At 72.7% G+C, this 23761-nt stretch carries 26 protein-coding genes and 1 pseudogene; 14 read left to right on the top strand and 13 right to left on the bottom strand.

What is annotated here, in order from left to right; translation table 11 throughout:
• Positions 1-124: pseudogene (locus tag ACYF6T_RS40485) on the bottom strand (DNA-binding response regulator); the annotation flags it as partial.
• A 77-nt stretch (positions 125-201) separates the two neighbouring features.
• Here ACYF6T_RS40485 and ACYF6T_RS40490 point away from each other — a divergent pair.
• From ACYF6T_RS40490 to ACYF6T_RS40515, 6 genes are all read left to right on the top strand, one after another.
• On the top strand, positions 202-687 hold the full coding sequence (locus ACYF6T_RS40490) for an Lrp/AsnC family transcriptional regulator (RefSeq protein WP_461702970.1): 486 nt from the start codon (positions 202-204) through the stop codon (positions 685-687).
• A gap of 153 nt (positions 688-840) precedes the next feature.
• Positions 841-1665 (top strand): dimethylargininase, encoded by an 825-nt coding sequence (gene ddaH / locus ACYF6T_RS40495; RefSeq protein ID WP_461702971.1) that lies wholly within the window; start codon positions 841-843, stop codon positions 1663-1665.
• On the top strand, positions 1662-2888 hold the full coding sequence (gene rocD, locus ACYF6T_RS40500) for an ornithine--oxo-acid transaminase (RefSeq protein ID WP_461702972.1): 1227 nt from the start codon (positions 1662-1664) through the stop codon (positions 2886-2888). The genes ddaH and rocD overlap by 4 nt, the downstream gene beginning before the upstream one ends.
• 347 nt (positions 2889-3235) lie before the next feature.
• Positions 3236-5665: a SpoIIE family protein phosphatase gene (locus ACYF6T_RS40505; protein ID WP_461702973.1), complete on the top strand. Its 2430-nt coding sequence runs from the start codon at positions 3236-3238 to the stop codon at positions 5663-5665.
• A 55-nt stretch (positions 5666-5720) separates the two neighbouring features.
• Positions 5721-6971, top strand: a complete 1251-nt coding sequence (locus ACYF6T_RS40510) for a PP2C family protein-serine/threonine phosphatase (RefSeq protein ID WP_461702974.1) — start codon at positions 5721-5723, stop codon at positions 6969-6971.
• 140 nt (positions 6972-7111) lie between these two features.
• Positions 7112-7837: a lysophospholipid acyltransferase family protein gene (locus ACYF6T_RS40515; RefSeq protein ID WP_461702975.1), complete on the top strand. Its 726-nt coding sequence runs from the start codon at positions 7112-7114 to the stop codon at positions 7835-7837.
• Between the two features lie 62 nt (positions 7838-7899).
• Here ACYF6T_RS40515 and ACYF6T_RS40520 read toward each other — a convergent pair whose 3' ends face one another.
• The 8 genes from ACYF6T_RS40520 to ACYF6T_RS40555 all read right to left on the bottom strand — a co-directional run bounded on the left by ACYF6T_RS40520 (position 7900) and on the right by ACYF6T_RS40555 (position 14934).
• Positions 7900-9498, bottom strand: coding sequence for an alpha/beta hydrolase (locus ACYF6T_RS40520; RefSeq protein WP_461702976.1), 1599 nt, complete (start codon positions 9496-9498; stop codon positions 7900-7902).
• Between the two features lie 132 nt (positions 9499-9630).
• Positions 9631-10404, bottom strand: a complete 774-nt coding sequence (locus ACYF6T_RS40525) for an urease accessory protein UreD (RefSeq protein ID WP_461702977.1) — start codon at positions 10402-10404, stop codon at positions 9631-9633.
• Positions 10392-11069, bottom strand: coding sequence for an urease accessory protein UreG (gene ureG / locus ACYF6T_RS40530; protein ID WP_461702978.1), 678 nt, complete (start codon positions 11067-11069; stop codon positions 10392-10394). The genes ACYF6T_RS40525 and ureG overlap by 13 nt, the downstream gene beginning before the upstream one ends.
• A 77-nt stretch (positions 11070-11146) precedes the next feature.
• Positions 11147-11821, bottom strand: coding sequence for an urease accessory protein UreF (locus tag ACYF6T_RS40535; protein WP_461702979.1), 675 nt, complete (start codon positions 11819-11821; stop codon positions 11147-11149).
• A gap of 12 nt (positions 11822-11833) precedes the next feature.
• The gene (locus ACYF6T_RS40540; protein WP_461702980.1) at positions 11834-13555 is read right to left on the bottom strand and encodes an urease subunit alpha; all 1722 of its coding nucleotides are present in this window, start codon (positions 13553-13555) and stop codon (positions 11834-11836) included.
• Positions 13548-13859, bottom strand: coding sequence for an urease subunit beta (locus ACYF6T_RS40545; RefSeq protein ID WP_461702981.1), 312 nt, complete (start codon positions 13857-13859; stop codon positions 13548-13550). The genes ACYF6T_RS40540 and ACYF6T_RS40545 overlap by 8 nt, the downstream gene beginning before the upstream one ends.
• A 10-nt stretch (positions 13860-13869) precedes the next feature.
• Positions 13870-14172, bottom strand: coding sequence for an urease subunit gamma (locus tag ACYF6T_RS40550; RefSeq protein WP_264925921.1), 303 nt, complete (start codon positions 14170-14172; stop codon positions 13870-13872).
• A 132-nt stretch (positions 14173-14304) separates the two neighbouring features.
• Positions 14305-14934, bottom strand: a complete 630-nt coding sequence (locus ACYF6T_RS40555) for a TetR/AcrR family transcriptional regulator (protein ID WP_461702982.1) — start codon at positions 14932-14934, stop codon at positions 14305-14307.
• A 125-nt stretch (positions 14935-15059) separates the two neighbouring features.
• Between ACYF6T_RS40555 and ACYF6T_RS40560 the strand changes: the two genes are divergently transcribed.
• Complete coding sequence (locus tag ACYF6T_RS40560) at positions 15060-16055, top strand: ABC transporter permease (RefSeq protein ID WP_461702983.1); 996 nt, start codon at positions 15060-15062, stop codon at positions 16053-16055.
• Positions 16056-16171: 116 nt separating this feature from the next.
• Here ACYF6T_RS40560 and ACYF6T_RS40565 read toward each other — a convergent pair whose 3' ends face one another.
• On the bottom strand, positions 16172-16450 hold the full coding sequence (locus tag ACYF6T_RS40565) for a type II toxin-antitoxin system Phd/YefM family antitoxin (protein ID WP_461702984.1): 279 nt from the start codon (positions 16448-16450) through the stop codon (positions 16172-16174).
• 62 nt (positions 16451-16512) lie between these two features.
• On the opposite strand from ACYF6T_RS40565, the gene ACYF6T_RS40570 reads away from it, so the two are divergent.
• From ACYF6T_RS40570 to ACYF6T_RS40585, 4 genes are all read left to right on the top strand, one after another.
• Positions 16513-17148, top strand: a complete 636-nt coding sequence (locus ACYF6T_RS40570; protein WP_461702985.1) for an ATP-dependent Clp protease proteolytic subunit — start codon at positions 16513-16515, stop codon at positions 17146-17148.
• A 7-nt stretch (positions 17149-17155) separates the two neighbouring features.
• Positions 17156-17464 (top strand): hypothetical protein, encoded by a 309-nt coding sequence (locus ACYF6T_RS40575; protein ID WP_461702986.1) that lies wholly within the window; start codon positions 17156-17158, stop codon positions 17462-17464.
• A 553-nt stretch (positions 17465-18017) separates the two neighbouring features.
• Entirely contained in the window at positions 18018-18491 is a 474-nt protein-coding gene (locus ACYF6T_RS40580) for a C40 family peptidase (RefSeq protein WP_461702987.1), read from the top strand.
• Between the two features lie 88 nt (positions 18492-18579).
• Complete coding sequence (locus tag ACYF6T_RS40585; protein ID WP_461702988.1) at positions 18580-19143, top strand: DUF6328 family protein; 564 nt, start codon at positions 18580-18582, stop codon at positions 19141-19143.
• Here the strand turns inward: ACYF6T_RS40585 and ACYF6T_RS40590 are convergent.
• A complete protein-coding gene (locus tag ACYF6T_RS40590; protein ID WP_461702989.1) occupies positions 19079-19699 on the bottom strand; it encodes a LysE family translocator in 621 nt (206 codons plus the stop codon). The two genes, ACYF6T_RS40585 and ACYF6T_RS40590, sit on opposite strands and share 65 nt — an antisense overlap.
• An 85-nt stretch (positions 19700-19784) precedes the next feature.
• Between ACYF6T_RS40590 and ACYF6T_RS40595 the strand changes: the two genes are divergently transcribed.
• Entirely contained in the window at positions 19785-20699 is a 915-nt protein-coding gene (locus tag ACYF6T_RS40595; RefSeq protein WP_461702990.1) for a LysR family transcriptional regulator, read from the top strand.
• A gap of 7 nt (positions 20700-20706) precedes the next feature.
• On the opposite strand, the gene ACYF6T_RS40600 is transcribed toward ACYF6T_RS40595, so the two are convergent.
• Positions 20707-21165: an ATP-binding protein gene (locus ACYF6T_RS40600; RefSeq protein ID WP_461702991.1), complete on the bottom strand. Its 459-nt coding sequence runs from the start codon at positions 21163-21165 to the stop codon at positions 20707-20709.
• A 213-nt stretch (positions 21166-21378) separates the two neighbouring features.
• Here ACYF6T_RS40600 and ACYF6T_RS40605 point away from each other — a divergent pair, with 213 nt between their 5' ends.
• Both ACYF6T_RS40605 and ACYF6T_RS40610 read left to right on the top strand, forming a co-directional pair.
• Positions 21379-22236, top strand: coding sequence for a helix-turn-helix domain-containing protein (locus ACYF6T_RS40605; protein ID WP_461702992.1), 858 nt, complete (start codon positions 21379-21381; stop codon positions 22234-22236).
• Positions 22237-22245: 9 nt separating this feature from the next.
• Positions 22246-22473, top strand: a complete 228-nt coding sequence (locus ACYF6T_RS40610) for a DUF397 domain-containing protein (protein WP_461702993.1) — start codon at positions 22246-22248, stop codon at positions 22471-22473.
• A 41-nt stretch (positions 22474-22514) separates the two neighbouring features.
• Here ACYF6T_RS40610 and ACYF6T_RS40615 read toward each other — a convergent pair whose 3' ends face one another.
• Positions 22515-23642, bottom strand: coding sequence for an 8-amino-7-oxononanoate synthase (locus ACYF6T_RS40615; protein WP_461702994.1), 1128 nt, complete (start codon positions 23640-23642; stop codon positions 22515-22517).
• Between the last annotated feature and the right edge of the window lie 119 nt (positions 23643-23761).

Consider the following 23761-nt stretch of genomic DNA (forward strand, 5'->3'; position numbering starts at 1 on the left):
GGCGCAGCGCCTCGGTCGCGTCGCCGGCGCCCTCCACGCTGCTGATCCGTGGGTCGGCGCCCAGCAGGTAGAGCAGTTCCTCCAGCGAGGGGCGTTCGTCGTCGACGGCGAGGGCGCGCAGCATGAGTCCGGAGTCTAGGAGGAATCCGTACGGCAGGACACGTGCCGGTCGTGCACGTTCACGCTGGATACAGTGCCGACATGAACAGCAGGCCCGCGCCGTTCGACGAGCTCGACCGGAAGATCATCACCGCGTTGATGGCGAACGCCCGGACGTCCTTCGCCGAGATCGGCGCCGCGATCGGGCTCTCCTCCACCGCCGTGAAGCGGCGCGTGGACCGGCTGCGGGAGACGGGGGTGATCACCGGGTTCACGGCCACGGTGCAGCCGTCGGCGCTGGGCTGGCGCACGGAGGCGTACGTCGAGGTGTACTGCGAGGGCGCGGCCCCGCCGCGGCGGCTGGCGGAGGTGGTCCGCAACCATCCGGAGATCACCGCGGCGATGACCGTGACGGGCGGCGCGGACGCGCTGCTGCACGTGCGGGCGCGGGACGTGGAGCACTTCGAGGAGGTGCTGGAGCGCATCCGCGTGGAGCCGTTCATCCGGAAGACGATCAGCGTGATGGTGCTGTCCCATCTGCTCCCGGAATCCCCCGAAGCCGGCGCGAGCCAGCCGGCGCCCGAATAAACCTCCGAACGCGCAGCGAGCCTGCGTCCACCGAAGAAATTGCGCAGCATTCCTGCGCGGACACGCAATATTCGTTCCTTGTCGGTCTTCTCCGTCAGTTTCTACCTTGGTGTCAACCCTCACTCGACACCCAGGAAGCGGAGGAACCCCTCTGTGTCCGACTCCCGTGTGCCGCGCCGGCGGCGCTTCCTCGTCTGCGAACCCAGACACTTCGCCGTGCAGTACGCGATCAATCCCTGGATGCGGCCCGACGTCCGCGTGGACGTCGATCTCGCGCAGGAGCAGTGGCGGGCGCTGATCAGCGCCTACCGGACCCACGGCCACACCGTCGACGCCGTGGAGCCGGCCCCCGGCCTGCCGGACATGGTCTTCGCCGCGAACTCCGCGGTCGTCGTCGACGGCCGCGTCTTCGGCTCCCTCTTCCACGCGCCCGAGCGGCGCCCGGAGTCCACGCACTACGACACCTGGTTCAAGTCGGCCGGCTTCGACGTCCACCGCCCCGAATCCGTCTGCGAGGGCGAGGGCGACCTGGTGTGGACGGGCCGGTACGTGCTGGCCGGCACCGGGTTCCGCACGACCCGGGAGGCTCACCGCGAGGTGCAGGAGTTCTTCGGTCACCCGGTGATCAGCCTGACGCTGGTGGACCCGCGCTTCTACCACCTCGACACGGCGCTGTTCGTGCTCGACGACTCCGTCGAGGGCAACAACATCGCGTACTACCCGGAGGCGTTCTCGGCGGGCAGCCGCGAGGTGCTCAGGCGGCTGTACCCGGACGCCGTGCTGGCCACCCGCGAGGACGCGCTGGCGTTCGGCCTCAACTCCGTCTCCGACGGCCGGCACGTCTTCATCGCGCCCCAGGCCGAGGCGCTCGCCGCCCGCGTCGCCGACCGCGGCTATGTCCCCGTCCCCGTCGACCTGTCGGAGTTCCGCAAGGCCGGCGGGGGCATCAAGTGCTGCACTCAGGAGATCCGTTCATGACCGCTCCCGCCACCACCCGCACGTCCGCCGACCTCATCCGCGCCGAGGAGCCGGTCCTGGCGCACAACTACCATCCGCTGCCGGTGGTCGTCGCCCGGGCCGAGGGCACCTGGGTGGAGGACGTGGAGGGCCGCCGCTACCTGGACATGCTGGCCGGCTACTCGGCCCTGAACTTCGGCCACCGCCATCCGGCGCTCGTCGAGGCGGCCCACCGCCAGCTCGACCGCCTGACCCTCACCTCCCGCGCCTTCCACAACGACCGGCTGGCCGAGTTCGCCGAGCGGCTGGCCCGGCTGACGGGCATGGACATGGTGCTGCCGATGAACACGGGCGCCGAGGCGGTGGAGTCCGGCATCAAGGTGGCGCGCAAGTGGGCGTACGAGGTGAAGGGCGTCCCGGACGGTCAGGCCACGATCGTGGTCGCCGCGGACAACTTCCACGGCCGTACGACGACGATCGTCAGCTTCTCCACGGACGAGACGGCGCGGGCCGGGTTCGGCCCGTTCACGCCGGGCTTCCGGGTCGTGCCGTACAACGACCTGGCGGCGCTGGAGGCGGCCGTCGACGAGACGACGGCGGCCGTGCTGCTGGAGCCCATCCAGGGCGAGGCGGGCGTGATCATTCCCGACGGCGGCTACCTGGCCGGCGTGCGTGAGCTGACCCGCCGCGCGGGGTGCCTGTTCATCGCCGACGAGATCCAGTCGGGCCTGGGCCGCACGGGGCGCACGCTGGCCGTGGAGCACGAGGCGGTCGTCCCGGACGTGCTGCTGCTGGGCAAGGCGCTGGGCGGCGGCATCGTGCCGGTGTCGGCGGTGGTCGGCCGCCGGGACGTGCTGGGCGTGCTCCGGCCCGGCGAGCACGGTTCGACGTTCGGCGGCAACCCGCTGGCCGCCGCGGTCGGCACGGCGGTGATCGACCTGCTGGAGACGGGCGAGTTCCAGCGCCGGGCGGCCGAGCTGGGCGTCGTCCTGCGGGACGGTCTGACGGCCCTGGTCGGCCGGGGCGTCACCGGCTTCCGCGCGCGGGGCCTGTGGGCGGGCGTCGACATCGACCCCGCGCTCGGCACGGGCCGGGAGATCGGCGAGCGGCTGCTGCGCGAGGGCGTGCTGGCCAAGGACACCCACGGCTCGACGATCCGCCTGGCCCCGCCGCTGACGATCACCGAGGAGGAGCTGGCCTCGGCGCTGGGGGCCCTGGAAAGGGTGCTGACGCAGCGGGGGTGACGGCACGGATCCGCAGGGCCGAGCCGGGGAGGGAATCCCCACCCCGGCCCCAGCCCCGCGTACGCGGCCGCGCGCGGGTGAACGGAGGCCCAACAGCCGAACGAAAGCACACTCCCCGCCCGACACCCCAGCCCCGCCCCGCGTACGCGGCCGCGCGCAGATGAACCGGGGCCCAACAGCCGAACGAAAGCACGCTCCCCGCCCGACACCCCGCCCCCTGCTCCGCATGCGCGGCCGCGCGCAGGTGAACCGCGGCCCGGCAGGCGAACGAAAGCACGCTCCCCCTCCGAAGGGTGAAGATAGGGACAAGTGGTGGTAGACCACTCTCAACGACAGAGAGGTCGGCCGTGAGCACTCACGAGGAGCAGGGCGCCCGTCGGCGGTTCGACGTGGCCGATGCCGTGCCCCTCCTGCTCGACGGACAGGGCGTGGTGACCAGCTGGACCAGGGACGCCGGGCACCTGTTCGGATACACGCCCGGCGAGGTCGTGGGCACGAACGTCACCGGCCTGCTGACCGCCGAGGACGCCGCGCGGGTGCCGGAGCTGGTCGAGCGGTGCCGTCGGGACGGCGGCTGGGCGGGGCTGCTGACCGTCCGGCGCAAGGACGGGCGACCGGTGCGGGTGATGGCGCGCATCGTCCCGGCCGTGGAGACGCCGGACACCGCCCGCTGGCTGGTCCTGCTGTCCGACATGGCCGACGCCCGGGGCTGGGACATGAGCCGCGCGATGCTGGAGCAGATGGTCGCGGACTCCCCCGTCGGCATAGCGATCGTGGACGTGAACCTGCGCTGCGTGTGGTCCAACGCGGCCCTGGAGCAGTTCGGCGGCGGCTCGGCCGACCGCCGGCTCGGACGGCGCCTCGCGGAGATCCAGCCGGGCCTGGACGCGGACGGCATCGAGGCGCAGATGCGCCACGTCCTGGAGACCGGCGAGCCGGTGATCGGCTACGAGCACGTCGGCCAGGTGCAGTCGGCGCCGCACCGGGAGACCGCGCACATGATGTCCTTCACCCGGCTGGAGGACGACCTGGGCCATCCCATGGGCGTCTACTACACGGTCGTCGACATCACCGACCGGCACCGCGCCCGCCGCCGCCTCGCCCTGCTGGACCGGGCCGGCGAGCAGATCGGGCGGACCCTGGACATCGTGCGGACCGCGCAGGAGCTGGCCGACGTGGCGGTGGCGGGCTTCGCCGACTTCGTCTGCGTCGACCTGCTGGACTCGGTGCTGCGGGCCGCCGAGCCGGCGCCCGGGCCGCCGAGCGACACGGATCCGGTGCCGCTGCGCCGGGCCGGCCACCAGTCGGTGAACCCCGGCGTGCCGGAGGCCGTCGTGGAGATCGGCGAGGTGGCCACGTACCTGCCCGGCTCGCCCCCGATCCGCTCCCTGACCAGCGGCCGGTCCTGGCTCGAACGGCGTCTCGACCCGCTCGCCAAGGAGTGGGCGACCGACATACCGGGTGACCGCACGGCCACCTTCATGGAGCTCGGGCTGCACACGGTGATCATCGTGCCGATCCGGGCCCGGGACGTCACCCTGGGCGTCACCACCTTCTTCCGGCGCCGCCACCAGGAGCCCTTCGACGAGGACGACCTGAGCCTCGCCGAGGACCTGGTCTCGCGGGCGGCGGTCTGCCTGGACAACGCCCGCCGCTACACCCGTGAGCGGGACGCGGCCTTGGTGCTCCAGCGCAGCCTGCTCCCGCGCCGGCTGCCCGAGCAGGACGCGGTGGAGGTGGCCGCCTGCTACCGCCCCGCCGACGAGCTGACCGGCCTCGGCGGCGACTGGTACGACCTGGTCCAGCTCTCCGGCGCGCGGGTCGCCCTGGTCGTGGGCGAGGTGCCCGGTCACGGCATCGACGCGGCGGCCTCGATGGGCGCCCTGCGCACCGCCGTGCGCACCCTGGCGGCGCTGGACCTGCCGCCGGAGGAGGTGCTCGCGCACCTCGACGACCTGGTGGCGCAGGGCCCGGCGGACACCGAGGGCGTGCGGGTCGTGGGGGCGGGCTGCCTCTACGTCGTCTACGACCCCGTCGACGGGTCGTGCGCGATGGCCGCGGCGGGCCATCCCGCGCCCGCCGTGATCCTGCCCGACGGCAGCGTCAGCTTCGTCGACCTGCCGCAGGGGCCGCCGCTGGGCGCCGGCGGGCTGCCGTTCGAGTCCGTCGAGCTGGTCCTGGCCGAGGGCAGCACGCTCGCCCTGCACACCGACGGCCTGCTCGCCCACGGGGAGGCCTGGGTCGTCGACGCCGACCGGGAGCGGTTGCGCGAGGCCCTGGAGCGGACCGCGTCCTCGCTCGACGGGCGCTGCCGGGCGGTGGTGGAGGCGCTGGTGCCGGACCGCCCGCACGACGACGTGGCCCTGCTGATGGCCCGCACCCGGCTGCTGGGCGCCGACCAGGTCGCCGACTGGGACCTGCCCGCCGATCCGGCCGTGGTCTCCGAGGCCCGCAAGGAGGCCACCCGGCAGCTGACCGAGTGGGGTCTCGAGGAGCTGGCGTTCACCACGGAGCTCGTGGTCAGCGAACTGGTCACCAACGCCATCCGGTACGCCACCGGCCCCATCCGGCTGCGGCTGATCAGGGAACGCGCCCTGGTCTGCGAGGTCTCCGACGGCGGTGCCACCGCACCCCACCTGCGCCACCCGCGCACCACGGACGAGGGCGGGCGCGGGCTGCTGCTGGTCTCCCAGTTCTCCCAGCGCTGGGGAACGCGTTTCGTGCCCGAGGGCAAGGTCATCTGGGCCGAGCAGTCGCTCACCGACCTTCCGGAGTGATACACAGCTCGCATATCGTGCAAACTGGGGCGTTCCCGGTGGTGAGGCGGCGGCCATGAAGGATACGGCGATCGACTACGCGGCGGTGTTCCAGTGCCTGCCCGGCATGGTGGCCCTGCTGACGCCCGAGCTGGTCTTCGCGGAGGCCAACGCGGAGTTCTGCACCATGTCGGGCCGCAAACGCCAGGACCTGGTGGGCCGCTATCTCTTCGACGTCTTCCCCGACAACCCCAACAACCCCGGCGCCTCCGGCATGCGCAACCTCGCGGCGTCGCTGCGTCGCGTGCTGGCCACCGGCGAGCGCGACGCCATGGCCCTGCAGCGCTACGACGTCGAGAACCCGGACCGGCCCGGGGAGTGGGAGGAGCGTTACTGGAGCCCCGTGAACGCGCCGGTCATCGGCCGGGAAGGGAAGGTCGTCCTCGTGGTGCACCGCGTCGAGGAGGTCACCGAGCTGATCAGGGCCCGCACGGCCCGCGGCAGCCGGGGCGCCGGCCGCGCCGGCAGCCGCGCGCGGGTGCTGGAGGCCGAGCTGTACACCCGCGCCCGCGAGCTGCAGGACGTCAACGAACGGCTGCGGCAGGCCCACGCCCGCGAACGCGAGGTGGCGCTGGCCCTGCAGGAGGCCATGCTGCCGGCCCGGCGCCAGGTGGGCGACCACCGGGCCGCCGTGCGCTACCGGCCGGCAGTCGGCGCGCTCAACGTGTGCGGGGACTGGTACGACCTCGTGGACCTGGTCGGCGGCAACCGCATCGGCGTCTCCGTGGGCGACGTCGTCGGGCACGGGCTGGAGGCCGCCGGGGTCATGGGGCAGCTGCGCAGCGCGCTGAGCGCCGCCTCCCGGGTGGCGGAGGGCCCCGCGCAGGCGCTGAACGTCCTGGGCAGGTACGCGCACGTGGTCGACGGCGCCGAGTCGGCCACGGCGGTCACGACGTTCATCGACTTCGACGCGCGCACGATCACCTACAGCAGCGCCGGCCATCCCCCGCCGGTCCTGGTCCACCGCGACGGCCGGGTGGAGTTCCTCGACCAGGCCACCGACCCGCCCCTCGACGCCCGCCCCGACCCGGTGCCCAGACCCGAGGCGTGCACCTCCTACGCCGAGGGCGCCACCCTGGTGCTGTACACGGACGGCCTGGTGGAGCGCCGCAGCGAGGACATCGGCACGGGCCTGGCCCGGCTCGCCGACTCCCTCGCCCGCCACCGCGCGGACGACCCCGAACGCCTGGCGGACGCGGTCCTGCTGGAGCTGCTGCCCCCGGGAGGCGCCACGGACGACACGGCACTCATCGTCGTACGGCTTTGAACTGACGGCGCGTCAAAGGGGCCCGAGCGGCCCTGTTCCGGCGGCCTGCCCCGGCACATACACTGGCACCCCCACGACACGCCGGTTGACCTGCTGGAACACGGCGGTCCCCCCAATCCGCCGGAGTGAGGAGCGAGCTCTTGTTCTACTACGTGCTCAAATACGTGTTGTTGGGACCGCTGCTGAGACTCGTCTTCCGGCCCCGGATAGAGGGCCTGGAGAACGTCCCCGACACCGGCGCGGCCATCGTCGCGGGCAATCACCTGTCGTTCTCGGACCACTTCCTGATGCCGGCGATGCTCAAGCGCCGCATCACCTTCCTCGCGAAGAAGGAGTACTTCACGGGTCCCGGGATCAAGGGCCGGCTCACCGCCGCGTTCTTCCGCAGCGCCGGGCAGATCCCGGTCGACCGCACCGGCAAGGAGGCGGGCCAGGCCGCCATCCGCGAGGGGCTCGGGGTGCTGCGCAGGGGCGAGTTGCTCGGCATCTACCCGGAGGGCACGCGGTCGCACGACGGGCGCCTCTACAAGGGCAAGGTCGGCGTCGCCGTGATGGCGCTCAAGGCGCAGGTGCCGGTCATCCCGTGCGCGATGATCGGCACCTTCGAGGCCCAGCCGCCCGGCCAGGTCATCCCGAGCCTGCACCCCGTGGTGATTCGTTTCGGCAAGCCGCTCGACTTTTCCCGCTACGCCGGAATGGAGAACGAGAAGGCGATCCTGCGGGCCGTCACCGACGAGATCATGTACGCGATCCTGTCGCTGTCCGAGCAGGAGTACGTCGACGAGTACGCGGCCGTCGCCAAGGCCGAGCAGGCCGCGGCCGTCGGCGAGCGGGAGCGCAAGTTCCCCCGGATGCCGCTGACCTGAAGGGCATGAGGAAGGGGCGGCCGGTCGCTCCGGCCGCCCCTTCCCCGGTACGGGGTCGCCGGTTACGGCGTGGGCGTGGCGTGCGGGGTGCAGGTCACGTCCGCCGCGTCGAGCCTGCCGTTCAGCAGGTAGTCGTCGACGCGTGAGTTGATGCAGGGGTTGACCAGACCCGTCACACCGTGGGAGCCCGCGTCCTTCTCGGTGATCAGGCGGGAGCCCTTGAAGCGCTGGTGCAGTTCGACGGCGCCGGGGTACGGGGTGGCGGCGTCACGGGTGGACTGGACGATCAGCACCGGCGGCAGACCCTTGTGGGTGCCCACGTTCACGGGCGTCTGCTGCCGCACCGGCCAGGTGGCGCACGGCAGGTTCATCCAGGCGTTGGCCCAGGTCATGAACGGGTAGTCCCGGTTGAGCTCGGTGTTGTCCTTGTCCCACTTGCGCCAGCTGGTGGGCCACTTGGCGTCGGTGCACTCGACGGCCGTGTAGACGGCGTTGCCGTTCTCCGCGGAGATGTTGCCCGCCGTGTCGGACAGGTCGGGGGCGGCCGCGTCGACGAGCGCCTGGGTGTCACCGGCGACGTACTTGCTGAAGACCGTCGCGACCGGCACCCACGAGGAGTCGTAGTACGGGGCGCTCTGGAAGAAGGAGATCAGCTCGGCCGGGCCGACGACCCCGCCGATGGGGCTCTTCTTCGCGGTGGCACGCAACTGGAGCCACTTCGCCTGCACTTCGGCCCGGGTGGTGCCCAGGTGGAAGGCGGCGTCGTTCTTGGCGACCCAGTCCTCCCAGTCCTTCCAGCGGCCCTCGAAGGCGACGTCCTGGTCCAGGTTGGCCTGGTACCAGATCTTGTCGCGGGAGGGGTTGACGACGCTGTCGACGATCATGCGGCGCAGGTGGCCCGGGAAGAGCGTGCCGTAGACGGCGCCGATGTACGTGCCGTAGGAGACGCCCAGGTAGTTGAGCTTCTTCTCGCCGAGCGCGGCGCGGATGACGTCCAGGTCGCGGACGGTGTTGGGCGTGGTCATCTGCTGGAGCATCGCCGTGCCGCTGCGCTCGGCGCAGCCCTCGGCGTACTCGCGGGCGAGCTTGCGCTGGGCCAGCTTGTCGGCCTCGGTGTCGGGCACCGGGTCCATCTTGGGCGCCTTGACGAACTCCTGCGGGTCGATGCAGGAGATGGGCGCGGAGTGGCCTACGCCGCGCGGGTCGAAGCCCACGAAGTCGTAGGCCTTGGCCACGTTGGCCCAGACGGGGTTCTTGTTGGTGACGCGGGTGGGGAAGCGCATACCGGAGGCGCCGGGGCCGCCCGGGTTGTAGACGAGGGCGCCCTGGCGCTCCTCCTTGGTGCCGGTGTTGCCGATGCGGTCGACGGCCAGCTTGATCTGCTTGCCGTAGGGGTGCGCGTAGTCGAGCGGGACGCTGACCCAGCCGCACTGGATGGGCTTGGCGAAGCCCCAGTCGGCGGGGCAGTCCTGCCAGTCGATGCCGGCCTTGGCGGCCCGGGCGGCGGCGATCGCGGCGCCCTTGGCCTCCCGGTCCTGGCCGTGTCCGGCGCTGGCGCTGGCGGCGGGCGCCGACACGGCCCCGGCTATCAGCGTCGCCGTGACGAGCGCCCCGGCCGAACCGAGCGCGAGCGTCCGCCTGTTCGGTCTGATGTCCCTCAAGTGGGCCCCTCCCGTACATCGTTGCGAATGGTCAGGGGGGATCCTCGCGGCTGTGAGCTGCCTGAGAACAGAGGTTGTTGACCTTCTTTGCCAATCCGATAACCGGAGCGGGATGTCCCGCTGAGCGGAACCTCAGTCGCCGTCGAGCAGCGCCAGCGCCTCGTCCAGGACGCGTCGCAGCCGCAGCGCGTCCGCCGCCACGGCCGTCACCAGGGCGGCGGGCCCGGCCAGCGGCATGACCGCGGCGCCCTCGGAGAGCACCTGCCGCCGAACCGGAGACGCAGCGAACTGAGGCCGTACGACGACCAGTTGCCCGATCGCCCGGTGCCCGCCCAGCACGGCGGGGCCGTCCCAGCCGCCCGGCGCGCCGGGCCCGCAGGCCAGTTCCTGGTCGAGCACGGTCCGCCCGCCGACCCGGACCGTCAGACGGCTGGTGAGCCGCCCGGGTTCCTCTCCGGCCCGCCCGAGCACCTGCTCCTCGCGCAGCACGAGCCGCGCCGTCTCGCCCAGGTCGGCGCGGGTGGCGACGTGCAGGTCGCTGCCCCGGGCGGAGATCAACTGCTCGGGCAGCCAGCGCAGTTCGCCGCCGTCGGCGACGCTGAGCCGGACGCCGTAGCGGGCCTCGCCCTTGGCCTGGCCCGGCAGCGCGATGGTGGCGGCGGCCGACCCGACGCGCAGCCGGGCCCCCTGCTCCACCTGCGCCTCCACGGCGAAGCGGTCCCCGCCGAGCGGGCCGCTCATCGCCCCGACCAGCACGACCCGCGCCTCGGCGCCGCTGCCCCGGGTGCGCCGGAGCGCCAGCGGGCCCTCGCTCTCCAGCACGGGCAGCGCGGTGCCGCCGCGCCCGTCGCCGCGGGCCAGCATCCGTGCGGTGGCCCGCACGCCGGTGGCGGTCACGCCGTCCACGCGGCGAGCTGCGCGCGCACCCAGGCGGCGACGTCCCGTACGCCGGCCTCGCTGCGCAACGACTGGAAGACGACCGGCAGTTCGGCCCGCTGCGCCTTGGCGTCGGCGGCCATCCGGCCGAGGTCGGAGCCGACGTACGGGGCGAGGTCGGTCTTGTTCACCACGAGCAGGTCGGCGGTGGTGACGCCGGGGCCGCCCTTGCGCGGGATGTCGTCCCCGCCGGCGACGTCGATCACGAAGATCTGCGCGTCGACGAGCCCCTTGGAGAAGGTCGCCGTCAGGTTGTCCCCGCCGGACTCGACGAAGACCAGGTCCAGCGGCCCGACCTCGTCCTCCAGGTCCTCGACGGCCTCCAGGTTGGCGGAGATGTCGTCCCGGATGGCGGTGTGCGGGCAGGCGCCCGTCTCCACGGCGGCGATCCGCTCGGGCGGCAGCACGGCCTCGCGCAGCAGGAAGTCGGCGTCCTCGCGGGTGTAGATGTCGTTGGTGACGACGGCCAGGGACAGTTCGTCCCGCAGCGTCCGGCACAGCGCGGCGACGGTCGCGGTCTTCCCCGATCCGACGGGCCCCCCGAGCCCGATCCGCAGGGCCCGCCGTCTCCCGTCGGGCCGCCGGGCGTCGGCGCTGACGGCGGAGGGGCCGTGATGGGCGTGGTCAAGGTGCATGGCAACGGTTCCTGTCTGTAGCTGTGGCGAAGGGCACCCGGGGAGGGGAACGGGTGAGGGCGGCCGGGGCGAGGCTGCTAGGACGCGAACAGGCGCACCGGCCACGCCGCGTGCGCCTCCGCACCCACCTCCAGCAGGGGCCCGGACGCCGCCGGCAGCGCGTCGGTCCCGTCGTCGCGGACGCCCCGCGCCGCCTCCACCGCCCGGTCCACGACCCGGTCCAGCTCCGGCGCCAACCGGGCCAGCACGCCCGTGGCGTCGAACGGATCGAGGCTCAGCAACCGCACCGTCGCGCTCGCCGGTCCGCTCACACACTCGTACGCCGCGCAGTACGCCGCGTCCGCGGCCTCCAGCCCGGCCGCCCGCGCCGCGAGCCCCAGCACCACCGGCTGGTGGGCGCCCTTGGGGAACTCGCGGACCAGGGCGTCGAGTTCGGGTGACGGCCAGGTCGCCCGGGCGGCCCGGGCCAGCTGCCGGCCCAGTCTGCGCGCGGCGACGCGCAACGCGGGCGAGGCAGTGCGCGCGTCGGCGGCGGCGTCCAACTCCCGCACGGCGACGCCGAGTACGGCGGCGGCGGCCAGCGCGGCCGCGACCAGCCCCGCGGTGTGCAGGCGGCCCCGGCAGAAGTCCTCCAGGCTCGCGGCCCCGGTGATCCGCCCCGCCTTCACGGCCTCCTCGGCCCCGCCGGAATGCGCGTGCCCTCCGGCGGGGAAGCGGCCGTCGGCGAGGACGAGCAGTGCGGCCCTGGACATCACACCACCCCCTCAGAAGAGGAAGTAGCGCTGGGCCATGGGCAGTTCTGCGGCGGGCGTCGCCTCCACCAGCTCCCCGTCGATGTGCACGGCGAAGCTGTCGGGATCGACCCGCACGTGCGGCCGTGCGTCGTTCTCGCGCATGTCCGCCTTGGTCACCCCCCGCGTCGAGTCGATGGCCACGAACCGCTTGCCGAGTTGCAGCCGCTCCGGCAGCCCGTCCTCGATGGCCAGCGGCGCCACGAAGTTGAAGGAGTTGGCGGCCGGCGCCCGCCCGATCGCCCCGTACATCGGCCGCGGCAGGATCGGCTGCGGTGTCGGGATCGACGCGTTGGCGTCGCCCATCTGCGCGTACGCGATCTGCCCGCCCTTGAGCACGAGGTGCGGCTTGACGCCGAAGAACACCGGCTCCCACAGCACGAGGTCGGCGAGCTTGCCGGTCTCGACGGAGCCGATCTCACGGGCGAGCCCCTGCGCGAGCGCCGGGTTGATCGTGTACTTGGCGACGTAGCGCCGTACGCGGTGGTTGTCCGCCCGTCCGTCGCCCGGCAGCGCGCCCCGCCGCCGCTTCATGACGTGCGCGGTCTGCCAGGTGCGCAGGACGACCTCGCCGACCCGGCCCATGGCCTGGGAGTCGGAGGAGATGATCGAGATGGCGCCCAGGTCGTGGAGGATGTCCTCCGCGCCGATCGTCGAGGGCCGGATCCGGGACTCGGCGAAGGCGAGGTCCTCCGGAACCGCCGGGTTGAGGTGGTGGCACACCATCAGCATGTCGAGGTGTTCCTCGGCGGTGTTGACGGTGAACGGCCGCGTCGGGTTCGTCGAACTGGGCAGCACGTGCGGCTCGGAGACGACGGTCATGATGTCCGGGGCGTGCCCGCCGCCCGCGCCCTCGGTGTGGTACGCGTGGATGCCGCGTCCGGCGATGGCGGCGAGCGTGTCGCCGACGAACCCGGCCTCGTTCAAGGTGTCGGTGTGGATGGCGACCTGGATGCCCGTCCGGTCCGCCACCGTCAGCGAGGCGTCGATGACCGCGGGCGTCGAGCCCCAGTCCTCGTGCAGCTTCAGACCGAGGGCGCCGCCCCGGATCTGCGACAGCATCGCCTCGTGCGAGACGGTGTTGCCCTTGCCCAGGAAGCCGATGTTGAGCGGGTACTGCTCCATCGCCTCCAGCATGCGCGCCAGGTGCCAGGGCCCCGGGGTCACGGTCGTCGCCTTGGAGCCCTCGGCGGGCCCGGTGCCGCCGCCCACCAGGGTGGTGATGCCGGCCGCCAGGGCCTCGTCGGCGATCTGCGGGCAGATGAAGTGGACGTGCGCGTCGATCGCGCCGGCCGTCAGGATCCGCCCGTTGCCGGCGATGACCTCGGTCTCGGGGCCGATGACCAGGTCGGGGTGGACCCCGTCCATGGTGTCGGGGTTGCCCGCCTTGCCGATCCCGGTGATCCGACCGTCGCGGATGCCGACGTCGGCCTTGACGATGCCCCAGTGGTCGATGATCACGGCGCCGGTGACGACGGTGTCGGGGGTGCCGTCCGCGCGCGTGGCACGCGACTGGCCCATGGACTCGCGGATGACCTTGCCGCCGCCGAAGACGGCCTCGTCACCGGCGCGTCCGGGGCCGCCGCTGCGGTCCTCCTCGATCTCGACGACCAGGTCGGTGTCGGCGAGCCGGATGCGGTCGCCGGTGGTGGGGCCGAACAGGTCGGCGTAGGCGGCGCGGGAGATCTCAGGCATCGAGGGCACCTCCGGTCTCCCCGCGCAGTCCGGGCACGATCCGGGCGCCGGCGAGGGGAACGAGTTCGACGTCGACGGGGATGCCGGGCTCGAAGCGGACGGCGGTGCCGGCGGCGATGTTCAGCCGCTTGCCGCGGGCGGCGGCGCGGTCGAAGTCCAGGCCGGGGTTGGCCTCGGCGAAGTGGTAGTGGGAGCCGACCTGGACGGGGCGGTCGGCGGCGTTGAGGACGGTCAGCCGGGTGACCTCGCGGCCCTCGTTGTAGACGATCGGGCCGTCGGCGAACAGGATCTCTCCGGGAATCATCGACGCCCCCTCAGACGATCGGGTCGTGGACGGTGACGAGCTTGGTGCCGTCCGGGAAGGTCGCCTCGACCTGGACGTCGTGGATCATCTCCGGGACGCCGTCCATGACGTCGTCCCTGGTCAGCAGCTTGCGCCCGGAGGCCATCAGCTCGGCGACCGTACGGCCGTCGCGGGCGCCCTCCAGGATGTGCGAGGTGATCAGGGCGACCGCTTCGGGGTGGTTGAGCCTGAGCCCGCGGGCCCGGCGCTTCTCGGCGACGTCGGCCGCCACGTGGATCAGCAGCCTCTCCTGCTCGTGCGGTGTCAGTTGCACGTCCCACCTCACCGTCCTCGCTCCGGACCGTGCGGGGTCCGGTTGCCGCTGCCCCGGGGCAAAGTCCCTGGTGGCGTGGATCGGCAGGCTAGTTGGACGGCATTTCAGGCACGTTAACCGAACCGCGCCGGCTCAGGCCGCGGACGGCTTCCCGGTCATGCTCATCAGGCCGCGCAGGCCGTCCTGGAGGACGGAGACGGGCGCCGGGCCGAACAGGGACTGCTGGGCGATGAATCCCTGGACGGCGGCGATCACCGTGCGGGTGACGTGGTCGGCCGGGATGTCCGGGCGCATCATCCCGGCCTCCTGGTAGGCCTCGACGGCGCGGCTCCAGCACGCGGCGATCGCCGCGTACCCGTCCCTCGTGGCCGCCGCCAGCTCTTCGTTGCGCACGGTCTCCGCCCACACCTGCATGATCAGGTGCGAGAAGACCGGTTCCCCGGCGACGCCCAGCGACGACCAGAGCCCGAGCATCCGCCCGAGGACGGTGCCGACCAGCTCGTCCAGCGGCGGGGGCGGGCTGTCCCGGACGGCCTCCTCGAAGACGTCGCCCACCTGGGTGAGCACCTCGGTGACGATCGCCGCGATCAGCTCGTCCTTGCCGCTGAAGTAGCGGTAGACCGCGCCGGCGGACAGGTCGACCTCCTTCAGCACGTCCTGCATCGACGTGGCGTGGAAGCCGTTGCGGGCGAAGCAGCGCGCGGCGCCGTCGAGGATCTGCCGGCGGCGGGCGTCGAGGTGCTCCTGGGATACGCGGGCCATGCCCTCAACGTAAAACGAACATTCCTTCTTGACAAGCGGGCGGCGACGGCGCAACGGTGGGCGAAGAAAAACGAACGATCCTTCTTTTTAGACCGCCACCCCTCGGCCGACCCGAAAGGATCCCGATGTCCGCCCCCTCCGCTACCCGCCGCCTGATCGCGGCCGTGGTCCTGATCCCCGTCCTCGCCGCCCTCGCCCTGTGGGCCTTCGCCTGGCCCGCCGCCCGCACCGCACCCCGCGACCTGCCGCTCGGCGTGGCCGGACCCGCCGCCGCGACGGCGCCGCTGGAGAGGCAACTGGCGCGGCACGAGGGCGCGTTCGAGATCCACCACTACGACGACGAGAGGGCCGCCCGGCACGCGGTCGAGGACCGGACCGTATACGGCGCCGTCGTCGCCACCGCGCAGGGGCCCGAGCTGCTGACCGCGTCCGCCGCGAGCCCGGTCGTCGCCCAGGTGCTGCGGCAGGCGGTGGCGCGGCAGGCCGCGGCCGCCGGCACCCGGGTCAGGACGGTCGACGTCGTGCCCGCCCCGGCGACCGACCCGCGCGGGGCGGCCCTCAACTCCAGCGTGCTGCCCCTGGCGCTGGCCGGCATCGCGGCGGGCGCCGTCGTGACCCTGCTCGGGCTGCGCGGGATCCGGGCGGTGGCCGCGCTGACGGGGGCCGCCGCGCTGGTGGGCATGGCGGCCGCCGGCATCGCGGACAGCTGGCTCGGCGTGCTCGCCGGTGACTGGTGGGCGGAGGCCGCCACGTTCGGGCTGTCGACGCTCGCGGTGGCGGCGGCCGTCGCGGGCGGTGCGGCGCTGGTCGGCCCGGCCGGCATCGGCGTCGTGTCGTTCGTGGTGATGTTCCTCGGCAACCCCTTCTCCGGCGCCGCCTCCGCCCCGCAACTGCTGCCCGAGCCGGTGGGCACCGTGGGCCAGTGGCTGCCGCCCGGGGCGGGCACGACGCTGCTGCGTTCGGTGGCGTACTTCGACGGCGCGGCGGCGACGGGTCCCGCGCTGACGCTGACCTGGTGGGCCGCGCTGGGCCTGGGGACCGTCCTGCTCGGCAGCACGCTCACGTCACGCGCGAGCGGCGGCGAACCGGCGGTCGAGCGGGACCTGGCGCCGGTGAGCTGAGCACCGGCCGGCCGACAGGACCGACCGTGCGTCCCCGCAGTAGCGGACGGGGACGCACGGTCTTTTTCGTGACAGGCGCTCTTTCGCGCGGGAGCGTTCTCTTCGCGTGGGAGGCGCTAGGACACGCCCGGACCGCGATGCTCCGCCGCGATGCCGAAGCGCTGGCGTTCGCGGGGAGCGGACGCGACCTCGCGGACGCTGGAGACGGAACTGACCACCTGCTCCTCCGCGAGCCGGTCGAGTTCGTCGAGTCGCTGCAGGTCGGAGGCGGAGACCAGGGCGACGAGGGGCTTCCCGTGCCGCGTCACGACGACGCGCTCGCCGCCGTAGACCACCCGGTTGATCAGATCGGCGAGCTCAGCCCTGGCTTGCGTCACCGGAATCTCGTAGGCCATGCTCCCCACATTACGTCATGTACGTCCTGTACATTTTTTACAGACGCCGAAGGAGGGGACCCATGGACCGTCCATCCGCCCGTTACGTCCTGCCCGAGTTCACCGAGCGCACGAGTTCCGGCATCAGGACCCAGGACCCGTACTCGAAGCTGCTGGAGGAGCGGATCGTCTTTCTCGGGACGCAGGTCGACGACGTCTCGGCGAACGACGTGATGGCCCAGTTCATGTACCTGGAGCACAAGGACCCCGACCGGGACATCGCGCTGTACATCAACTCGCCCGGCGGCTCGTTCAGCGCCATGACGGCGATCTACGACACCATGCAGTACGTCGCCTGTGACGTGGAGACGGTCTGCCTGGGGCAGGCCGGCTCCTCCGCCGCGATCCTGCTGGCGGCCGGCACCCACGGCAAGCGGTCCGCCCTGCCGGGGGCGCGCGTGCTGATCCACCAGCCCTCCCTGCCCGAGCCGATCCAGGGCCAGGCGAGCGATCTGGCCATCCAGGCCGACGAACTGACGCGTGTTCGGGCGCGCCTGGAGGAACTGCTCGTCCGGCACACCGGGCGCAGCCGCGAGCAGGTGAGCGCGGACATCGAGCGGGACCACATCCTGGACGCCCAGGGGGCGTTGGACTACGGGCTGGTGGACCGGATCGTGCCCGGCCGCAGGGCCACCCTCGCCCCGCCCACCGGGCGGTGAGCGGCCGGTGCTCCCACCCGAACTCCCACCCCTGCCCGCACTGACCCGCGCCGAGGGCGAGTTGATCGACCGTTACCTCGACGTGGTCGACCTGCTCGGCCGTATCAACCCGGCCCACCACGGCGACACCTACGGCGGCCTCAGGGCCGCGCAGGCCCTGGTCGCCAGGGCGGCCGAACTGCGCGACGCACTGGCGCTGATGCACCAGCGGGGCGAGACCGAACTGCACGCCCCGACGCTGGCGAGGGCCCTGCGGGTGCTGGACGGCGAGCGGCGCACGGCGCGGGTCACCCTGCCGCCGGTCTCCGCCAGTTGACACCCGCGCACCCGGTGCGGACGGTCCGTCACGAACCCGGGGCGTCCCGGCCCGGGCCGAAACGGACCAAATGACGTACCCCCCAATGGCGTAGACGCGGCTCCCTTTTCGCGACCGCCAAGGTTGCGCAACACGCGTGGACATGGGGCGGAATGAAGCGTTCCGCCCCTGGTCCGGGCGTCGTCGGGAGCGTCGACGCGCGTTCGAACACCCGGATGTCCACCCGAACGGGTGAGTGGTGAGTAACAACACAAATCCCCGGTTCCGTTGGGATTTTCGGACATCCATAGGTGAAGATCCCTGTCTGACGACAAGACCCCGCCGCAGCGGCGGGGCGATCCGGGCGGACGCCGAGTCCTGCCGCCGCCCGGATGACCGGTCGACAGGAGTGGATCGGCAGGAGTGGAGGACCCAAGCACGACGGGTCGCCGGCACGGTCACGCCATGACCGGACCGAGCAGCCCTTGGGGTGAAGCCGCGTCAGCGGCCGGGCAACTTCGCCAGCCCGAATCCGACAGGTCATCCTTCACAGGCGGCTGACGAAGGGTTGCGCATGACTGCGCTCAATCGTGTCCCGTCGCTCATGGTCCGGGCCGGTACGGCCTCGGCCCTCACCATCGCCGCGGTCAGCGGCTCGGTCGTGGTCCCGGGTGTCGCCTCCGACGCCGCGGCCGCCACGCCGGCGACGAAGGCACTTCAGATCGCCGCGTCCAAGAAGGGCTCGCCCTACAAGTGGGGCGCCACCGGACCGCGCAGGTTCGACTGCTCCGGGCTGACGTTGTACTCGTACAAGAAAGCGGGCAAAAGTCTGCCCCGCACCGCGGCGCAGCAGTACAACAAGACCCACCACGTCTCCGCGAAGCACCGCAAGGCCGGAGACCTGGTGTTCTTCCACTCGGGCTCGAACGTCTACCACGTGGGCATCTACGCCGGGAAGGGGAAGATCTGGCACGCCCCGAAGACGGGGGACGTGGTGAAGCTGCAGAAGATCTGGACCAAGAGCGTCTGGTACGGCCGGGTCAGCTGACCTGCCCGCGACGGGGGTGGCGGCGCCCTGACCTGCCGTCACCCCCGCCGCGGGGCGTGAGGCGGCCGTGCCGGGTTACCCGTGGGGTATGTCCGAGCAAGCCCCCGGCAACGGCCGCAACGAAACCCCGCTCGAACGCGCCGACCGCAACTTCGTCGAGCTGCTACAGGAGCTGCGCGTCACCCAGACCGGGGTGCAGATCCTGTTCGCCTTCCTGCTGACGCTGGCCTTCACCCAGCGCTTCCCGTCCCTCGACACCTTCCAGCGGGCCACGTACGTCACCACGCTGCTGCTCGCGGTCGTCGCGGCGGCCCTGTTCACCGCGCCCGCCGCCCTGCACCGCTCGCTGTTCCAGCGGGGCGCCAAGCCGCGCATCGTGCAGGTCTCCTCGCGGCTGGCGACGATCGGCATGGGCGTCCTCGTCCTCGCCTTCACCGGCTCGGTGCTGCTCGTCGTGGACGTGACGACGAACCGGGCGGGCGGCGTGGCCGCTGGGGCGACGACCTTCTGCGTGTGCCTGGGGCTGTGGTGGCTGCTGCCGCGGCTGGTGTGGCGCGCGGGCGTCCACGACGAGGAGGACCAGGCCGTCACGCGGCCGTCAGTGGTTCGACAAGCAGCGCCGCCCCGAGAGCCGTCAGCACGCTCCCGGTGACGCCCTGCACCATGCGGGCGACGCGCGGGCGGCGCAGCCACCGGCCCAGCCGGTCCACGAGCAGGGCCACGGCCGGGAACCACAGCAGCGCGAGGACGACCACGATCAGCGCGAGCAGCAGGGTCCGGGGCAGGGCGGGGGAGCCGGCGGGCACGAACTGCGGCAGCAGGCTGAGGAAGGTGATCGGGGCCTTGGGGTTGAGCGCGTTGGTGACGAAGCCCTGCCGCAGCGGCCGCGCGTCCGACCGCGCCCGGTCCGTCACCGCCGTCCCGGGGCCGCGCAGGCTCACCAGCGTGCGCACGCCCAGGTACAGCACATAGGCGCCGCCCAGCAGGCGCAGGGCGCGGAACAGCGCCGGCACTGCGGTGAGCACCGCGGCGACGCCGGCCACCGCCAGCGCCGTGTGCAGCAGCAGCCCGCCCACGATGCCGAGCGCGCAGGCCACGCCGGCCCGGCGGGAGACCAGGGCGTTGCGCACGACGACGGCGAAGTCGGCGCCCGGCATGGCCACCATGCCCGCGGCGACCCCGGTGAAGGCGATGAGCTGTCCGTCCATGCCGATCAGACTGCCGCGCCCGAGCCTTCAAGAGGTATGTCGAATATTCTGGGTCTGCCTTAAGCACTCCTTTAGGCTGGCCGCCATGTACGACCCCAACCGCCTCGCCGCGCTCGTCGCGGTCGCGGAGGCCGGCTCGATCACCCGCGCCGCCGAGCGGCTCGGCTACACCGTCCCCGCCCTCTCCCAGCAGCTGGCCAAGCTGGAGCGGGAGGCCGGCACGGCGCTGCTCGTGCGGCACCACCGCGGGGCACGGCTGACCGGCGCGGGCGAGCTGCTGGTGGTGCGGGCGCGCCGCGTGCTGGACGAGCTGGAGCGGGCGCGGCACGAACTGGCGCGGCTGGCCGGCCTGTCCGGCGGCACCCTGCGCGTGGGCACCTTCCAGACCGCGGGCATCCATCTGCTGCCGCCGGTGCTCAGCGCCTTCCGCCGGGCGCATCCGGACGTGGAGCTGACCGTCGCCGACCACGAGCCGCCCTCCGGGGTCGCCGCCGTGGCCGCCGGCGACATCGACCTGGCGCTGACGCACACCTACGAACCGGCCGCCACCGCGCCGCCGCCCGCCGCGGTCGGTCTGGAGCCCGTCCTGGTCGAGGAGCTGGTGCTGGTGACCGCCCCGGGGCACGCCCTCGCCGGCGGTGTCTCCCGGCTGCCCTTCGCGGAACTCGCCGGGCAGCCGCTGGTCAGCATGGCGCCGGACCACCCGGCCCGGCAGGGCGTGGAGACGGCGCTGGCCCGGGCCGGGGCCACGCCGTCGGTGGTGGTCTCGACGCCCGGGTACGCCCTGGTGTGCGCGCTGGTCAGCGCGGGGCTGGGGGTCGGGGTGGTCCCGGAGATGGTGGCGCGGACGGCGGTCACTCCGGTGGGGACGCGGCGGCTGGAGGGCGGGCGGCTGCGCCGTACGATCTCCGTCGCCTACCGGAGCGGGGAGACGGCGCCCGCGGCGGACGCCTTCCGGGCGCTGCTGCGCGGGGCGTTCGGGCGGGAGCGCCAGGGCTGACCCGGCGTCATGGCTCCTGTTGCCCGGCCGCCGTCACGGGCTGGGCGGGGACCGTCCAGGGCAGTTCGATGGAGACGGTCTTGCCGCCCTCCCGGGTGGGCCGCACCCGCAGCTTCCCGCCGCACTCCGCGGTCAGCCAGCGGATGATCACCATGCCGCGGCCGTTGTCCTGCTGAACGGCCGCGGGCAGTCTCTTGGGAAAGCGCGGATGGCTGTCGGTGACCCCGATGCGCAGGTGTTCGTCACGGTCGAGGACGAGGTCCACCGTGAAGGTGGGTGACTGCCCGAAGGTGTGCTGTACGGCGTTGGTGGCGAGTTCGGAGACGATGAGCCGGATGGTTTCGGCGACCTCGGCGTTCGGTGGCAGACCCCACTCCGCCAGGGTCTCGACCACGTAGGCGCGCGCCGCGGAGACCGAGGCAGGTTCGCTCGGCAGAGTGAGGGATGCTTCCAGGTGGTCTGCCATGGCGACGTCGTCCCTTTCCCACGGGACCGGAGTCCGACACGGAGCGGATGGTTCGAGTACGGTCCCGGACTGGTGCTTCGTCGCCAGACTGCCATCACCACACCGCTCACGGGTGGCGATCCACCAAGATATGCATATATCTGTCGCCCGAAGCGGTGAACTCTGCGACGGAAAACCGTATTTGGACGGCTCATTGGGAGTAAGGAGGAGCCCATGCAGCACGGTCCCGCGGTGCGCCGCCGGAAACTGGGCACCGAACTGCGCGCGCTGCGCACCGACGCGGGGCTCACCAGTGGCGAGGCGGCCCGGATGGTGGGCTGGCACCAGTCGAAGGTGAGCCGCATCGAGACCGGTGCCAGCGGGGTGAAACCGGCCGATGTGCGGTTACTCCTGGACGCCTACGGCGTGGCCGACCCGCAACTGCGGGAGTTGCTGCTGGTGTTGGCGGGCTCCGACGAGGGCGGGCGGCCCCGCTGGTGGCACGCCTATCGCGGGGTGCTGCCCCCGACCTACCGGGATTTCATCAGCCTGGAGTCCGAGGCCGACGCGATGCGCACGCTGGAGACCTCGGTGGTGCCGGGCCTGCTGCAGACCCCCGAGTACGCCCGGGCGGTGACGAGTGCCGCGGTCGGCGGGCTGGACGACGAGCGGCTGGACGCCCTGGTGGAGGTGCGTCTGGCCCGGCAGGCCGTGCTGCGGGCGAATCCGCCGCTGGAGCTCAGCGCGGTGCTGGACGAGGCGGTGCTGCGCCGCGAGATCGGCGGGCCGGACGTCATGGCCCGCCAGCTGGAACGGCTGCTGGAGGCGGCGCGGCTGCCCCAAGTGCGGTTGCAGGTACTGCCGTTCGCCGCCGGGGCACATGTGGGGGTGACCGGGCCTTTCGTTATCTTCTCATTTTCGAGCACTTCTGATCTGGATGTGGTTGTTCTCGACCACTTGACGAGTAGCCTCTACCTCGAACGGAAAGAAGACCTGGAGGCCTACCTCGAGGCCTTCAACACCCTTCAGATCCACGCCCTTTCGCCCGAGGACTCGTTGGATTACATCGCCGGGATAGGTGACGGCGCGTAAGGAGGCACCATGTCTGCACTGCCTCGGCACGTTCCTTCCAGCACCGAACTGCGCGGCGTGCGGTGGCTGCGCAGCAGCTACAGCACCGGTGCGAACAACTGCGTCGAGACGGCTTCGCCGCGCTCCGGCCCGTGGGCCGGTCTGCACGCCGTCCGCGACTCGAAGAACCCGGCCGGACCCGCGCTGCTCTTCTCCCCCGAGAGCTGGGCGGGCTTCACGGCCGCGTTCTGCTTCTGATCAGTTCCGCGTCGAGCGGCACACGGCCGTGTCACGCCGACTCATGGTCGCGTTCCGCCGATCACTCGTACAGCGCGTTCGATCTCTGCCTCGGAGAGGTCCGCACGGGCAGTCAGCCTGAGCCGTGAGATGCCGTCGGGCACGGAAGGAGGACGGAAGCAGCCCACGGCCAGGCCGGCCGAACGGCAGCCGGCCGCCCACCGCACGGCCCCCTCCGGGGACGGCGCACGCACGGAGACGACCGCGGCGTCGGGCCGTACGGCCTCCAGACCCGCGGCGGTCAGCCGTGCGTGCAGGTCGGCCGCCACCGCGCGTGCCCGCGCCGCCCGCTGCGGCTCGCGGCGCAGCAGGCGCAGGGCGGCCAGGGCCGCGCCCGCCGCCGCGGGGGCGAGGCCGGTGTCGAAGATGAACGTGCGGGCCGCGTTGACCAGGTGCTCGATCACCCGGGCGGGGCCCAGCACGACTCCGCCCTGGCTGCCCAGGGACTTGGACAGCGTGGCCGTCACGACCACGTCGGCGGCGCCCGCGAGCCCCACCGCGTGCGCGGCGCCACGGCCGCCGTCGCCGAGCACGCCCAGGCCGTGCGCGTCGTCGACGACGAGCCCGGCGCCGTGCGCACGGCAGGCCGCGGCGAACTCCGCCAGCGGGGCCGCGTCGCCGTCGACGGAGAAGACCGTGTCGGAGACGACGATCGCCGGACCCTCGTGGGTGTGCAGCGCCTTGTCCACCGCCTCCGGGTCCGCGTGCCCGACCACCTGCCGGGCACCGCGGGCCAGCCGGCAGCCGTCGATCAGGGAGGCGTGGTTGCCCGCGTCGGAGACGATCAGCGAGCCGTGCGGCGCGAGCGCGGTGACGGCGGCGAGGTTGGCCGCGTAGCCGGAGGAGAAGACGAGCGCCGCCTCCACGCCGCAGAACGCGGCGAGCTCGCGCTCCAGCTCGGTGTGGAGTGCGGTGGTGCCGGTGACCAGCCGGGAGCCGGTCGAGCCGCCGCCCCAGGTCCGCGCGGCCCGCGCGGCGCCCTCGGTGACCTCGGGATGGCGGGCCAGGCCCAGGTAGTCGTTGCTCGCCAGGTCCAGCAGCGGCGAGTCGGCGGGGCGCGGGCGCAGGGTCCGTACCAGTCCGGCCCGGTGGCGCGCCCGGGCCTGCTCGTCGATCCAGCCGAACGCCATGGCTCCTCCGGGGCTTTTGTAGGCAGTGCACAGACACTAGCGGGACACAGCCCACCGCGAGATGTGGCAATACCCACACGACGAAGTGGCGCTGTTGTTCATTCTCTCCTTGGCCCCGG

The organism is Streptomyces sp. 7R007, assembly GCF_054850255.1.